Source organism: Paenibacillus diazotrophicus, assembly GCF_042610465.1.
Genome location: NZ_JBGJZN010000004.1, coordinates 340476 through 354641, shown reverse-complemented (window position 1 = coordinate 354641; position 14166 = coordinate 340476). Strand labels below are relative to the sequence as shown.

The window sequence follows — 14166 nt, the reverse complement described above, 5'->3', positions numbered from 1 at the left end:
GTCTATATTTGCTCTGAACCGCAGCGCGGGCACCACATGGAACCCTTGGGCAGATCGGCCCGGCAAATCTGGCATTTCACGATGTCACGCACACCACTGTCTTCGCTGACCGCCGCTTCTTCCGGTTCACTCGCCTTCCAGTCCCGGATTCGGCGGTCCAGCTCAAGCTGCCGTTCTCGTTCACGCTCTAGTTCATCGGCTTCACGGCGGCTGCGTTCCTCATTCTGGACATTTCCGGCATAGTTCTCCAGAGGGAGCTCTTCCTCTTCATGAAGCACCTCCGTATACACAGCGCGTTGTTCGTGTCTCATCGCGAGTTCTTTCTCTTCTTCCGTCAATTCATCCTCGCCGTAGTATTCATCCTCTTCCTCTTCGTGCTCATGAACGGTATGTACGTTCACTGCCGCCGCTTCTTTTCGAGGGGAGGGTTCCTCCAGCTTGCGTCCGCAGTGCGGGCAGAAATTAGCATCCAGGGCGACTACATGGCCGCAGGCGCAGAGCCGTTCATTCTTCAGCTCGGCAATCCGTGCACGCAGCTCGTCGATCTGCTCCTGATACTTGAAGCAGCCCCGCGAGAGTTCCACCATTTTGCCTTCTGCCACTGACATATCCCTTGAACGGAAGCCATCGTAGAAAAGCTTGCCCATTTTCATGAATTCCATTTCCATCTCGCGTTCGATATCCGATATTTGACCATTCAGCTTACCGATCTCCACCGAGCTTTGCGCTTTTTCGCTCACCCGGCTGGCACCGTCCTTAATCCGTTGCAAAAAATTCATTATAAGTTCCTCCTTCTCCAGAGTGAGAACAGGGCTGATTGCAGCCTCGTATAGTGTAGTTAACCCTTTACGCTCCTTGCAGAAGCGGAATTGTCCTTCTATCATACCAAATGTCCCGGCCAGATTCATTATTTGTCATCCTGTGTATAATACTAAGTGAAAATAGCTTATCTGTCCTTTACCGTGTCGAACCTTACCTTATGATGGAGGGATTATACTTGAATGGCGATGACAAGAAATGCTATTTCGTGTCCGTGACTCACGGCCTCATTCAGGATGTGCGCAATGACTCTGGTGAATATGAAGTTCTGCTTACCGCAGAAGAGCTGACAGGGCTTCAGGACATCCTTAACGGGCTGGCCAAGGAGGATGAGTATGCCTTCCGGCGTGCTTTCGTACCCTATAAATCCGCAGATCACGATGAAGCCATTAACCAGTTCGACGATCAGACCATCCGGGTATTCCAGTACCTTCACCGTTACGGCACTGCAGAGACCCGTCAGACGATAGAACAGCTGCATGTTCTGCCGAAGCTTGACAATACCGGCTATGAGGATAAAGGCTATGGCGGAGGCTCGCCTACCAACAAATAACTACGCGCCCGCCTAAAACTTTATGTGTGCTAATACGCGGATGACGCCAAAATGTTTCTGCATAACTGGCCACGGGCTGCTATTCTACAATTTCAGGACAGGGATTCTCCGGCATTCTGCCAGAGGGACCGTGTCTTTTTTTTTGCTTCAAGGGCTCTATATGAGTTAAAATATAATCAGAAACCAGTCACAAATAATATAAACCGGGAGAGTCTCAGTGGAAGAAAATGATAGTACACAGGTTACGCTGAATCAGTTGCAGGTACATGTCAAGGATTTGAAGAAGTGGCAGACGAGTGAAGATTTCGCCAAGCAGATGGAAAGTTTCAAAGCACTGCCGGCACTCTACCGCCATGCACTGAATGAGCTTGAGAATAAAATTGATATCATTAAGACAGAATGGCAGGTGCGCGACGGCTTCAGTCCGATCGAGCATATTAAGTGCCGGATCAAGGAGCCTAAGAGCATCCTGCAGAAGATGGAGCGCAAAGGGCATGAATTCACGCTGGACAACATGGAACAGCACATTCATGATATTGCCGGCATGCGGATTGTCTGCGCCTTCGTGAAGGATATCTACCGTCTGGTCGATCATCTGTGTGCGCGCGAAGATATGCGGGTGCTGGAGATCAAGGATTATATTGCCCAGCCCAAACCCAATGGTTATCAAAGCCTGCATCTCATTGTGGCTATGCCGCTGGTGCTGCTGGATGGTACCCGCTGGGTGAAGGCCGAAATACAGCTGCGCACACTTGCCATGGATTTCTGGGCCAGCATGGAGCATATCCTATATTATAAATTCGACAAGCAGCTCCCTCCGCATGTTGCTGAAGAATTGAAGGAAGCGGCCCGCGCCGCCGATGAACTGGACCAGAAAATGCTCCGCCTCCGCAGGGAGATTCTGGAGCTGGCGGAAGGCCCCTCCACGAATTAAACTCTCTGTTTACACACAATACGCTCTTATCTCTTCTAAAAAAAGGCAGCATATGAACAGCGGGTAACCTGTTCATATGCTGCCTTTCATTCATTTCAGCATCACTGTTACATCTTGCTTAGACCGGCTGCCCGGCGGGCTGCGGCGTCAGCCACTTCCCGCATGATCAGCGCCAGCCCTTCGGTCGCTCTGGGGGTCTGTGGAAGAAGAGACTTCCAATCCTCCGTAGGTACGGCTACCACCGGGGATACCGGAAACGGGCGGGCGGCGATTTCGTGAAACAGCGGCCCCGGCTGGTGAAGCGAGCCCTCGGCGGCAGCTTCGGCCAGCCATTCTCCTGAGGTGACCGCAGGACCTTTGCGCTCCAGCCGGGCAAGCTCCGCCGCCAGCGTACCAGAAGCGTCAGGCAGAGCCGCTTCTTCATCTTCAGTGCCTGCTTCGGCCCACAAGGCAAATACGCCTGCCAGCAGCTCTTCCTTACCCAGGCCTCGCAGCGACAAAGCCAGCAGCGGTTCTTCGCTCAGCCGCTGTGTCAGCAGGGTCTGCAGCTGCGCTCTGTCTGCAGCCCCGGGCTCTTGCTCGAAGACTGCAGAGGCAAGCTCATCCTCTGCCGGAAGCAGACCCAGCCCGGCAAGTCTTACGCCAAGCTCTCCTTGCAGAAGCCCGTACAGCTCTCCCGGATGCTCCGCCAGTTCTTGCAGAACCGCCCTTTTCTGTTCAGCCGTCCATGGCGGAACTTCCAAAGAAAGAACTGCTGCGGCTTCCGGCTCCTGAACGGCCGCCGCCGCTTTTCGCATACTTTTCACTTCTGGTGTTGTCCCGGACTTTTGAAGACTTCTTGCCTTTACCATACCAGGCTGAACGTCCAGCCGCAGTTCAAGTCCTCCGCTCATTGCTCATTCCTCCTTCATTCCGTCCTTCCCTCTACATCCAGTCCTGTCCCTGCAGCTCGATGAGTTCTTTAAGCTCATGATTCGACATCTCGGTCAGCCAGTTCTCGCCTGAGCCGACGACCTGCTCTGAAAGGCTTTTTTTGCGTTCAATCAGCTCATCAATTCTCTCTTCAAGCGTTCCCTGGCAGATCAGCTTATGCACCTGCACATTCTTGTGCTGTCCTATCCGAAAAGCCCGGTCGGTTGCCTGATTCTCCACTGCCGGATTCCACCAGCGGTCATAATGCAGCACGTGGTTGGCCCGGGTCAGATTAAGCCCTACACCTCCGGCTTTGAGCGAGAGGACGAAGAAGGCAGGGCCTTCCCCCTCTTGAAAAGCATGCACCATTTCATCGCGCTCCCGCTTGGGAACCCCGCCATGCAGAAAGAGCGGAGCTTTACCATACCTTCTCGCCAGCCTGCTGACCAGAAGTTCGCCCATCGCCACATATTGGGTAAAGATAAGCGCAGATTCTCCTAGCTCGGCGATACTGTCCAGCACCTCGAACATGATATCCATCTTCCCGGATGCCTCACTGCGTTGTCCCCGCCCCTCATCCTTGCGGAACAGCTGCGGATGATCACAGATCTGCTTCAGCTTGGTCAGGGAAGACAGCACCAGCCCCCGGCGGGCCATGCCCGAGCGTTCTCCGATTACGCCAAGCATCTCATTGACGACTCCCTGATACAGGGCTGCCTGAGTTTCCGTGAGCGTGCAATACTGCTTCAGCTCCAGCTTCTCCGGCAGATCCTTGGAGATATCCGGATCGCTCTTCAGGCGCCGCAGCAGGAAAGGCGATACGAGACGGTGAAGCTCACGCAGCCGGTCCCCGCCTTCAGCGGAAACATAACGCTGGCGGAACGAATGATATGTCCCCAGGTATCCTGGATTCAGGAAATGAAAGATGGACCACAGCTCACCCAGCCTGTTCTCCACCGGTGTGCCCGTCATGGCAATGCGGTGCGGCGCCGACAGCTTCATTACACTCTGCGCCTGCTTGGTACGATGATTTTTGATGTACTGCGCCTCGTCCAGGACAACCGTCGACCACCTCACACCTGCCAGATCCTCGCTATCCCGTCCCGCGAGATGATAAGTGGTCAGGACGATTTCGTGACTGTATGCAAGCTCTGCAAAACCTTCACCGCGAATCCGGCGACCCCCATGATGAATGTGCACCCGCAGGGAAGGCGCGAAGCGCTGAAGTTCCCGCTGCCAGTTCCCCAGCAGTGAGGTCGGGCACAGAATCAGCACAGGCTCATGTTTTTGTTCAGGCTGCGCTGTGAGCGCACGGTCCAGCAAACAGGTAATGACCTGCACCGTCTTCCCCAGACCCATGTCATCCGCAAGACAGACACCGAACCCCAGCCCGCTTAGCGAGGTCAGCCACTGAAACCCGCGTTCCTGATACGGTCTGAGCGTTCCGTGTAAGGCAGGAGGGACCGGACGCAGCGGGAGATGCCGCAGCATGTCTCCCTGCATAAGCGAAGCCAGCAGGCCGGAAGTTTCCATTCCGGTCACCGACATCCCCTTCCACAGTCGTTCCTCGCCGGCTTCGGCTTCCAGACGCATCCAGTCCGCCGCCGACATCTCTCCGCTCTCATTACGCTTCATATACCTGAGCACCTGGCGGAGCTCCTTCGGATCGATCTCAATCCATTCTCCGCGGAAGCGAACAAAAGGTATTCCCGCTTCCACCAATGCGTTCAGCTCATCCTCGCTGACATCCGAATCTCCCAGCGAAGCTTCGATCCGGAAGGAAATCAGCTGCTCCATACCCAGCGCTGCCTGGGCGGGTCCGTCGTTTCCGCCAGCCGGAGGCTGCATCTTCATCTTCATTCCAATCCGCCGCCGGCCCTCACGGCTCCAGCGGGATGGCATTTGCACAGTAATTCCCCGCTCCCGCAGCGGCTGTACACTTTCCTTCAAGAACAAATAGAGCTGTTCCGGCGTAAGCCCCACACTATCCGGGGCAGGTGTAGCCAAGGCCCTCTGAATATCCGGGGACAACTTGCCTGCCCGGCCTAGCGCAGACAGCAGCTGCTGCTGAATATTGCGGTACCGCTTGCCCCAGAGGGTGAATTCACGTTCACGGCTGCCCCAGATAGCCGCGGCCGGAAGCCAGAAATCGCCTTCCTCGCGGTTTTCCACCCAGAAGGACAGGCGCCACTCTTCATTCTCGTCTGCAGGCGGTTCCAGACGAAGCCCCAGACTCAGCTGTCCGCTGCGCGCTTCCTCCGTCTCTGCGTGCGGAACTTCATTGCCGGCAGTCCCATTCACTGCAGCCAGAAGCTCCTTCACTTCGGCCTGTGTGCCCTGTACCGGAATATCCCGGCTGCCTGTGAGCAGGCTGTTCCACCACAGCTCTGTCAAAGGGGAATAGCCACGCCGGTAGTTCGCTTTGTACGGTGCAAGCTTCCCTTCGTTCTGCGCAACAACCCGCTTGATCTCGGCAGTCATTACAGACTGCAGGAAGGAATAGAGCACGTACGCTCCGGCATCTTCACGGGAAGACAGGTCGCCCTCCTCTGCCACATGCGTTCCGAGTGCCAGCACCGGCATGGACGCCGCCATTTGCAGGAACAGTTCCTTGTCTGCTTCCTGCCGGAATGCCGGAGACCAGGCAGCCGATGCTGCTTGCTCTCCTCCCCGGCGGCGCGAGCCTATGGGCCGCGGCGGCAGCGCACCCGGCACAATACCGCCTGTGCCCATCAGTTCCAGCGCGAACCTGGCTGCGGCGGCCCAGTAGCGCAGCTCACCGCCAGGTTCCAGGCCCTGGCTGCGGCAAAGTTGCTCGTCCCAGGCGAGCAGCAGCTCGAACGCGTCTTTGGGCGCGAGGGAGAGCCCCTCGAGCGTCCGGCCCGGTAAACCGCGCCGTCCCGTTTTCCCTTCCACAGAGGCGGCAACGGGATATTTCACTTCCGTGAGCCTCAGCGCAGCACCCGCAAAAGGACGCCAGCCGCTCCGGAGCTCCAGCCGTTTGACCACACGCGTCCATGCGTCTACCTTGGGCTCCGAGGTTTCGCCGGAGAAGCAGAAAAATACGTCCCCTAACCATATTGCATACAGATGCTTAATCATTGATGATCTCCATTCTTTTTGAGCAAACAGAAAGAGCCAGCCCGTCTCCCTAAGGACAACGAAACTGAATCCTTCTCCGCAAGAAATATAGTTACAGGTAAACCGGTGAGTCTGAAGGAACGGCTCCCGGATTGCCAGCTGTTTTTTTCTTCATCCCTTCATCTTATACGAAAAAGACGATATTTAAAAACCCTTCTGCATTTTTTCTGCAGATTTATCTGCTTTTTGCCCATTTATCCGCTCTTCTTCGGTAGAATACCTCTCTTCTAGTCCAATTCATGCCAAAAAAACCGCCATTTAGCGGTTAAGTTGGCATTGCTTCTTTGAACCTATTCCTCCGAGGCCAGAATACGCAGCTCCCCGCCATCAGGATCATCATTCACCTGGATAAGGAGTGCGCCATTTCCGCCGTTGCGTGCCCAGCCTGTACGGCCCTCTTCCAGCTGCTCCAGACTGATCTCAGCAAGCCCGTCTACTGAAGCGGCAGCGAATTCCGGGTAACAGAGCGCAAAGCGAAGCATTTCCCTGCGCGGCGCATACTCACGGACCGTATAGGTCCAGCCCAGGCGCAGCTCACCCTCTTCCCCCTCCGCATGTACGCTGATCTCCGAGTAATGCCCTTTCTTATAGCTGAAGCTATGTCCATCGTCCTCATAGAGGGAAAAGGAGGCCAAGAACCCGTTCTGTGCCCTGGCACCATACAGGTGAAAGATCATCGTCTCCGCCGTATCCTCCAGCGCATACTGTTTAAGCGGGCCTTCGGCCACAAAAGTCCCCGCCTTGATGTACATCGGCATAATCCGCAGCGGGGCAGAAGCCAGAATATACCGTCCGCCTTCATGAACCTCCCCATCCCAATAGTCGATCCACAGCCCTTCCGGCAGATAAACGGAACGGTGGTCTGTATCCGGGCGGTACACAGGAGCAATCAGCACATTCTCCCCCAACAGGAACTGATCACACAGATTCGTAACATGCGGATCACGCGGGTATTCCAGAATCAGCGGGCGGATGACGGGCATGCCCGTCATTTCAGCTTCATGGAAAAGATTATAGATATGAGGCATCCAGCGATACCGCAGTCCGATGAACTCCCGCAGAATTCCTTCCACCTCTTCCCCGAACGACCAGGGCTCCTGGCGCAGCGTGCCAATGGAAGAATGATTGCGGCAATACGGGAAAAACACACCCATCTGCGTCCATCGTACCAGCAATTGGGCAGAAGTGTGGTGGGCGAACCCTCCGATGTCCGGTCCAGCGAAAGCGAGACCGGACATCCCCATATTGAGCACCATCGGCATAGCCATCGCCATATGCTCCCAGAAGCTCCGGTTATCCCCGGTCCACACGGCGGCGTAACGCTGAATTCCCGCATACCCGGCCCGTGTCAATACAAAAGGGCGCTCGCCGCCCATATGCTCCGCCAGCCCTTCATAGGTCGCCTTGGACATCATCATTCCGTAGAGATTGTGGTATTCCTCATGCGTGACTGGGCGGCCGTTGTTGAAATGCATCACATCGAGGTCCATGGTCTTCGACTCATTGAACACTGCAGGCTCGTTCATATCATTCCAGATGCCTTGAATGCCAAGGTCGGTATAGTATTTGTGCAGATCTCCCCACCACTCGGCAGTCCGGACATCACTGAAATCAGGGAACGCACTAATTCCCGGCCAGACTTCACCGAAGAAGATATCGCCCTCTAGGAAACGGCAAAAGTGTTTCTCTAACACTCCTTGCTTGTACACTTCATAGTTAGGGTCTTTTTTGACACCGGGATCTACAATCGGCACAATCCGCACCCCTAGCTCACCCAGCTCGGCAATCATCTTCTCAGGCTCGGGGAAATTGACCGGATCGAAGGTGAACACCCGATATTCATCCATATAGTGAATATCCAGATAAATAACATCGCACGGAATATTCTTCTCACGGAAGGTCCTGGCAAGCTGAAGTACTTCCTGCTGATTCATATAACTATAGCGTGACTGGTGATAACCAATAGCCCATTTGGGCGGAAGTGCAATCCTTCCGGTCAGGGAGGTGTATCTTTTGACCACATCCTTCATTTCGGGGCCGTTGATAAAATACACATCATAGGCGCCCGTAGAGCAGCCAATGGTAAACGCCACCCCGTGGGAGCGCATATCAAAATCGCTCCTGCCCGTATTGTCCAGAAAGAGGCCATAGGACAGCTCGCCGTGCATATGGATAAGCAGTGGGATAGACTCGTATAGCGCTTCAATTTCCGGTAGATGGGGGGCAAATACATCGGTGTTCCAGTTGGTATAGCGTTCCCCGCGTTTGTCCAGGAAGCTTGCCTTCTCCCCCAGTCCGTAAAAGTGGGAATCCGGCTGCATATCATATTCAGCATGACTCGCACCGCGCGGATTCCAGCTCGTCAGATTCTGCTGCATAACAACCTTTCCTTCCGTGTTCTCCACACGCAGCAGTAGGGAGGTTTTCTCGATGATCAGCTTGATGGCACTGGTCGTAAAGGTCAGCTGATCGTCACTCTCCTCCACAGGGAACAAGTGCGGGATACATCTCTCAGCCAGCACGGCCGGCGTCGTCGTCAGATCAGGCACCTTGTCCCGAAACACCTTCATCCTGAATATGTCATCATTCAAAAATACAAAGACAATTCCTCCGCGTTCTCCCCGGACAATATATATGTTCTCAGCGCGTTCCCAGGATACAAAGCTTCCGGGTGTATTCCAGGTCTCCTTCATAACCAGCGGACCCATTTTCTCGGGACGAATGGCTTCACTGCTCTCCATGCTTGCTTTCCCCCTTCAGCTGTCACAGCTTCTACTTTTAATACATATTACCCAGGGGGACCGGACTGCTATCCGCAAACTTTATGACCCCCAGGTCATTTTTTTGCCAAAAACGGTCTGATTTGCAGTGAATGCGGGTATATTCTATATAGACGTCGGCTTCAGTACCAAATAATCAGGTTTAGGGAGTGAATAACATGAGACAAAATAATCCTTATAAATGGTGGAATCTGCTGTTTTTCCTTGGCGTGCTCCTCGTAAACACACTATCGGTGGCTCTGCCGCTTGGCGGGAACAGCACCGGTGAAATTTCGGACAGGTACCATACATTACTTACACCCGCCGGCTACGCTTTTTCCATCTGGTCGCTGATCTATCTGCTGCTCGCGGGCTTCATCGTGTATCAATTTAGGCAGGATACCGGTTCACGGGAATCCGTACGCTCGATCGGCATCTGGTTTGTGCTCAGCTGTATTTTCAACATGGGCTGGCTGTTTCTCTGGCATTATCTTTATATTGAGCTGTCGCTCGGAGTTATGGTACTTATGCTGATTACACTGATTGTCATCTACCGCAAAACGCGCAGCATCTCTGACCCCACTACGGGCGAGAAATGGCTGGTCAAGCTGCCGTTCAGTCTATATCTGGGCTGGATCTCCGTTGCCACGATTGTTAATGTCAGCGTTGTTCTGGAAAAGAACCATTGGGACGGCTTCGGATTAAGTGATCCTACCTGGGCCGTAATTATGCTCTGTGTCGGCACCTTGCTTGCGGTTATTGTCAGTTTCCCTTACCGGGACAGTATCTATCCACTGGTCTTCGTCTGGGCCTTCATCGCCATTGCCTTGGAGCACAAAGATACCGGCAGCGTATTTATTACCGGCCTAGTCACTGCCGGCTTACTTCTGCTCTACTCCATATGGCTGCTGCTGACACCTCGCCGGAGCAAATATTAAAGGTTTATTCCTCTATTTAGACGTCAAAAATCCCTGAGCGCTTCCTTCCTACGGAAAACACTCAGGGATTTTCTTGTTTACCAAGCTTATTTCTTACGAGCTACCGCTTCAATCTCTACAAGTCCATCTTTGGGCAGACGCGCAACCTCGACAGCACTGCGTGCCGGATATGGCTCTGTGAAGAATGTACTGTATATCTCGTTCACAGCCGCAAAATCATTCATGTCCTTCAGGTACACGGTTGTCTTCACTACATGCTCCATGGATGCGCCGGCCTCTTCAAGAATCGCCTTCACATTGCTTAGCGATTGACGTGCCTGCTCTTCAACGCCTTCTGCCAAAGCTCCTGTCTCCGGATTCAGACCCAGTTGACCTGATGTGTATACCCAGTTCCCGGCAATGATCGCCTGACTGTAAGGGCCGATTGCACCTGGAGCTTTTTCGGTTGCTACCTGTTTTTTGCTCATGTTCTCCTCCTGTTTGCTGTACAAAGGCAGTGATCACGCTATGTACGTATGATTATGTCCCATTGTACGACCTGGGCCAAGCTTATTGCAAACCTCAAGCCTTCACTTTGCCAATCACATGAATCACTTCGTTGGTATAGACATGCACACCGTGCGTATCGGCAAGGGCAATGTTCATCATTGTTCTTGCCACCTTCGCTGCGGGTATTGCCCGGTACTTGGCCGCATTTCCCACCATGGCGAAGTCCAGCGCTTTCATCACAACGGCCGCTGCCCGCTCGCCAAACCTGAATTCTTCGCGTTCTCCCAACAGGAGAGAAGGGCGGAACAGATGGAGTCCCGGAAAACCTGCAGCTATCAACCCTTCCTCCACTCTCCCTTTGGTTCGGGAATAGAAATTGCGCGATTTGGCATTTGCCCCCATCGAGGAAACCGCCAGAAACTGCTTCACCCCGCAGGCTTTGGCCAGCGCCGCAGCGGCAAGTGGATATTCCAGATCCACACGTTCAAACTGTTTCTGCGAGCCGGCTTTTTTGATGGTTGTTCCAAGACAGCAAAAGACGGCAAAAGCACCAGCAAATTGCTCCTTGTACTGTGCGAGCTGCTCCCAATCAATGATCACCTGCTTCAGTTTGGGATGCTCTAGCTTCAATGGATGACGCACCAGCACGCGTACCTCATCCCAATCGCCGTTCAGCAGATCTTCCGTTAACGCCCTGCCTACAAGGCCCGTAGCCCCCATTACTACTGCAATTCTTGTCATTGAATGATCTCCTATCACGCGAAGTCAGAGGAAGGCCGGGCCTTCCTTTGCATTTAGTCCCTTAGAATACGCCGGCCCAGCAGCAGTGCCAGAACAAGCATCAGCAGACCAACGATAAGCTGCATCCCGTATACCTGCATCCATTGCGGCCATTCCTGTATCCACTCATAGATCCGCCCTCCGATAAGCGGTCCAAAAAATGCGGCAAGTCCTGTCAGCGCCGCATACATTGCCATGTACATAGGCCGTTCTTTCTTCGGCGTATCGCCAATGATGAAGTTGAAGGCCAGCTGGTTAAAGCCCCCCACACCTACACCGAACACAATATGGGCGGCAAAGAGCACAAGCAGCATCGGCAGTACAGACAGCAGTCCCCAGAGCAGCGAGGATATGGCGATAATCGGCAGTGTCCAGAGCAGCAGCCGCTTATTGCTGTACCTGGCATTCAGATTTCCCCATACATAGAAGCTCGCCATCATGAAGATCGTCTGCGATACGTTCAGCAGGGACAAGGTCTCATAATTGATATCCAGCAGTTGCAGCATGACATAGGAATAAAGCGGAACCGTCAGGTTCTGCAGCAACAGCCATGCGGACAAGAACAATGTAGATTTCATGAACAGCGTATCATGCAGAGGCTTCTTCAGCATCGGCAGAAAATCCTTTTCCTCCGATTTCTCAAACGGCACGTCCGGATAGAAAAAGAACACGATGATATTGGAGATGGAAAAAATCCAGACCACAATATACAGAATCAGAAACCCGTGTCCTCCGGGATAACGGTCAAGTATAAGACCGCCGCCATACATTACCAGACTTCCCAAGGCATTCAGAACCGTATTGCGGATTCCAAAATAACGGCCCCTTACGCGTGCAGGAACCAGGTCGCTGATTACAGAACTCCACAATACACCACCTGCTGTATTGGCAATGAAGGCAATCGTATATAAAACGATAAATGCGGTGACCCAATACTCTTGCGGAAAAATAAACGGGACCAGCCCGGTTGAGCCCCAGAGCAGCCTGTGCAAGCCGATAAAAGTCACCATGGCCCATTTGCGGCTTGGCAGCTTTTGAATCAGAAAAGCTACACCTATCTGCGCTACATTCACCAATGTAGTAAGTGCAATCACAAAACCGATCTGACTGGAGCTTGCTCCAAGATATAACAGAAAGCCTGTCAGGAACTGCCCTTGGAGCAGTACCTGAAATATCGTTGATGGTACCCCCTCAAACGTAGCGATCTGCAGATTCTTACGATGTACCGAGGCTTTGCGGAGAGGTTTTGAACTCGAACCGCCAAGCCTGTTTCTCATGATGTTCATGGGGGGAATTACACTCCTTTGATGCGGCTTTTGCTTCATTCTACTCTGCATCAAGCTCCTGTCAATACGCCAAAATCACAAATAAAATTGGATTCCCATGAACTTTCCTATCCTGACAATTATAGTGGTAAATATAGGGAAAATAAGCTTCCATGTTCTTCCCTGCTGGATAGTGTAATGAATCCGCCCAGGAGCTTGGCCAGATCACTGCTGATGGATAGTCCGAGGCCAGTCCCTCCATACTTCCGGCTGATGCTGCTGTCCGCCTGCTGAAAAGCCTCAAAAATGATCATATGCTTCTCGGCGGCAATTCCAATCCCGCTGTCCTGCACATCAAAGACCACCCAGCGTTTCAGTACAGGTCCTTCTAAGCGCTCTACCAGCCGAATATTCAGCGATACAAAGCCGTCCACCGTAAATTTAAACGCATTGGACAACAGATTGCGGAGAATCTGCTGTACCCGCTGAGGATCCGAATGAATCACCTGCGGCACGTTCTCGCTGAGTGTAATATTGAATTCCAATCCCTTCTGTCTGGCTGCTACTGTAAACTGAAGTGCGAGCAATTCTGGAATCTCACTGACATTAAGCTCCTCATTAACCACATCCAGCTTGCCCGCTTCTACCTTGGAGAGATCCAGAATATCATTGATCAGCGCCAGAAGATCATTGCCGGACCGGTGTATGATTGCGCCATATTCAGCGATCTCCTCCCTGGCAAGCTGCAGATCATTTTCTTCAATAATCTGCGATAAATTAATGATACTGTTAAGCGGTGTCCGCAGTTCATGCGACATATTAGCCAAAAACTCCGATTTGAATTGGGAGGCCAGCATCAGCTGCTTCGCCCGTTCCTCCAGCACAATCTTATTCTTATGCAGCTCTTCCGCCTGAGCGGAGAGCAGTTCATTTGCCCTTACCACCTGTCCGGTGCGCTGCAGATCAAGCTGAAAATCACGGATGATCAGCGAAAACAGTATGCTCAGAGCGATCCCTGCAGGTAACGTGGCAGGCATAATGTGCGTGAGGTACACTTGATCCGGTATCACTCCAAATACAATGATATTCACCGCATTCAACAAATTAACAACCAGAATAACTAGGAGGCCCTTGCCCACAATCGTAACCGTCGTACGGCGCACCCAATAGCTGAGCCCGGCACACACGAATCCCAAAATCGATAAATTCAGCACGCCTGCCACCGCCGCCTCGTTCACCCCGAAGAAGAGACGGGTCAAGCCTATGCCCACTCCAATTATTATAAGAATAAAGGGCTGGGGAAATGCGAGGGTGGAGATAATCAGCGGCACAAACCTAAGATCAAAGATGGCATTCTCATGCAGTCTGTATCCAAACAATATGGTGATCCAGCCGGCAAAAATGGAAAGTATGACCCAGCTTACCTTTTTGACCGTCTCCGGGGCATGAGAAATCGTATGTTTATATATTAAATTCGCCAGATAAGCGACAGTAATCAGCAGAGCTGTGTTCACAAAAAAACTCTTCAAATACTCCATAGCACACTCCTTCAATAGTACAGGTAGGTAATTCTTAA

The 14166-nt window shown here is 52.8% G+C and carries 11 protein-coding genes; 3 read left to right on the top strand and 8 right to left on the bottom strand.

Annotation, left to right across the window (positions count from 1 at the left end; translation table 11 throughout):
- Positions 1 to 2: 2 nt before the first annotated feature.
- Complete coding sequence (locus ACAN54_RS18435; RefSeq protein WP_379158399.1) at positions 3 to 779, bottom strand: zinc ribbon domain-containing protein; 777 nt, start codon at positions 777 to 779, stop codon at positions 3 to 5.
- Between the two features lie 218 nt (positions 780 to 997).
- Here ACAN54_RS18435 and ACAN54_RS18430 point away from each other — a divergent pair, with 218 nt between their 5' ends.
- On the top strand, positions 998 to 1372 hold the full coding sequence (locus ACAN54_RS18430) for a hypothetical protein (protein ID WP_379158397.1): 375 nt from the start codon (positions 998 to 1000) through the stop codon (positions 1370 to 1372).
- Between the two features lie 316 nt (positions 1373 to 1688).
- Positions 1689 to 2306, top strand: coding sequence for a GTP pyrophosphokinase (locus ACAN54_RS18425; protein WP_379158760.1), 618 nt, complete (start codon positions 1689 to 1691; stop codon positions 2304 to 2306).
- A 107-nt stretch (positions 2307 to 2413) separates the two neighbouring features.
- On the opposite strand, the gene ACAN54_RS18420 is transcribed toward ACAN54_RS18425, so the two are convergent.
- The 3 genes from ACAN54_RS18420 to ACAN54_RS18410 form a co-directional block, all read right to left on the bottom strand.
- Positions 2414 to 3199 carry a hypothetical protein gene (locus ACAN54_RS18420; protein ID WP_379158394.1) on the bottom strand — a complete coding sequence of 262 codons (786 nt, stop codon included), beginning with the start codon at positions 3197 to 3199 and terminating at the stop codon, positions 2414 to 2416.
- Between the two features lie 31 nt (positions 3200 to 3230).
- Positions 3231 to 6320, bottom strand: a complete 3090-nt coding sequence (locus tag ACAN54_RS18415) for a DEAD/DEAH box helicase (protein ID WP_379158391.1) — start codon at positions 6318 to 6320, stop codon at positions 3231 to 3233.
- Between the two features lie 329 nt (positions 6321 to 6649).
- Positions 6650 to 9100 (bottom strand): glycoside hydrolase family 31 protein, encoded by a 2451-nt coding sequence (locus tag ACAN54_RS18410; protein WP_379158388.1) that lies wholly within the window; start codon positions 9098 to 9100, stop codon positions 6650 to 6652.
- Between the two features lie 197 nt (positions 9101 to 9297).
- On the opposite strand from ACAN54_RS18410, the gene ACAN54_RS18405 reads away from it, so the two are divergent.
- On the top strand, positions 9298 to 10056 hold the full coding sequence (locus tag ACAN54_RS18405) for a TspO/MBR family protein (RefSeq protein ID WP_379158385.1): 759 nt from the start codon (positions 9298 to 9300) through the stop codon (positions 10054 to 10056).
- Positions 10057 to 10142: 86 nt separating this feature from the next.
- On the opposite strand, the gene ACAN54_RS18400 is transcribed toward ACAN54_RS18405, so the two are convergent.
- From ACAN54_RS18400 to ACAN54_RS18385, 4 genes are all read right to left on the bottom strand, one after another.
- A complete protein-coding gene (locus tag ACAN54_RS18400) occupies positions 10143 to 10523 on the bottom strand; it encodes a RidA family protein (protein WP_379158382.1) in 381 nt (126 codons plus the stop codon).
- Positions 10524 to 10617: 94 nt separating this feature from the next.
- Positions 10618 to 11286 (bottom strand): NAD(P)H-binding protein, encoded by a 669-nt coding sequence (locus ACAN54_RS18395; protein WP_379158379.1) that lies wholly within the window; start codon positions 11284 to 11286, stop codon positions 10618 to 10620.
- Between the two features lie 53 nt (positions 11287 to 11339).
- Positions 11340 to 12611 carry an MFS transporter gene (locus ACAN54_RS18390; RefSeq protein WP_379158376.1) on the bottom strand — a complete coding sequence of 424 codons (1272 nt, stop codon included), beginning with the start codon at positions 12609 to 12611 and terminating at the stop codon, positions 11340 to 11342.
- Positions 12612 to 12730: 119 nt separating this feature from the next.
- Positions 12731 to 14128, bottom strand: a complete 1398-nt coding sequence (locus tag ACAN54_RS18385; RefSeq protein WP_379158373.1) for a sensor histidine kinase — start codon at positions 14126 to 14128, stop codon at positions 12731 to 12733.
- Positions 14129 to 14166 lie beyond the last annotated feature (38 nt).

Coding starts and splice junctions, on each gene's coding strand:
- ACAN54_RS18435 (WP_379158399.1), bottom strand. CDS start 779: ATGAATTTTTTGCAACGGATTAAGGACGGTGCCAGCCGGGTGAGCGAA.
- ACAN54_RS18425 (WP_379158760.1), top strand. CDS start 1,689: ATGGAAAGTTTCAAAGCACTGCCGGCACTCTACCGCCATGCACTGAAT.
- ACAN54_RS18420 (WP_379158394.1), bottom strand. CDS start 3,199: ATGAGCGGAGGACTTGAACTGCGGCTGGACGTTCAGCCTGGTATGGTA.
- ACAN54_RS18415 (WP_379158391.1), bottom strand. CDS start 6,320: ATGATTAAGCATCTGTATGCAATATGGTTAGGGGACGTATTTTTCTGC.
- ACAN54_RS18410 (WP_379158388.1), bottom strand. CDS start 9,100: ATGGAGAGCAGTGAAGCCATTCGTCCCGAGAAAATGGGTCCGCTGGTT.
- ACAN54_RS18405 (WP_379158385.1), top strand. CDS start 9,298: ATGAGACAAAATAATCCTTATAAATGGTGGAATCTGCTGTTTTTCCTT.
- ACAN54_RS18400 (WP_379158382.1), bottom strand. CDS start 10,523: ATGAGCAAAAAACAGGTAGCAACCGAAAAAGCTCCAGGTGCAATCGGC.
- ACAN54_RS18395 (WP_379158379.1), bottom strand. CDS start 11,286: ATGACAAGAATTGCAGTAGTAATGGGGGCTACGGGCCTTGTAGGCAGG.
- ACAN54_RS18390 (WP_379158376.1), bottom strand. CDS start 12,611: ATGAACATCATGAGAAACAGGCTTGGCGGTTCGAGTTCAAAACCTCTC.
- ACAN54_RS18385 (WP_379158373.1), bottom strand. CDS start 14,128: ATGGAGTATTTGAAGAGTTTTTTTGTGAACACAGCTCTGCTGATTACT.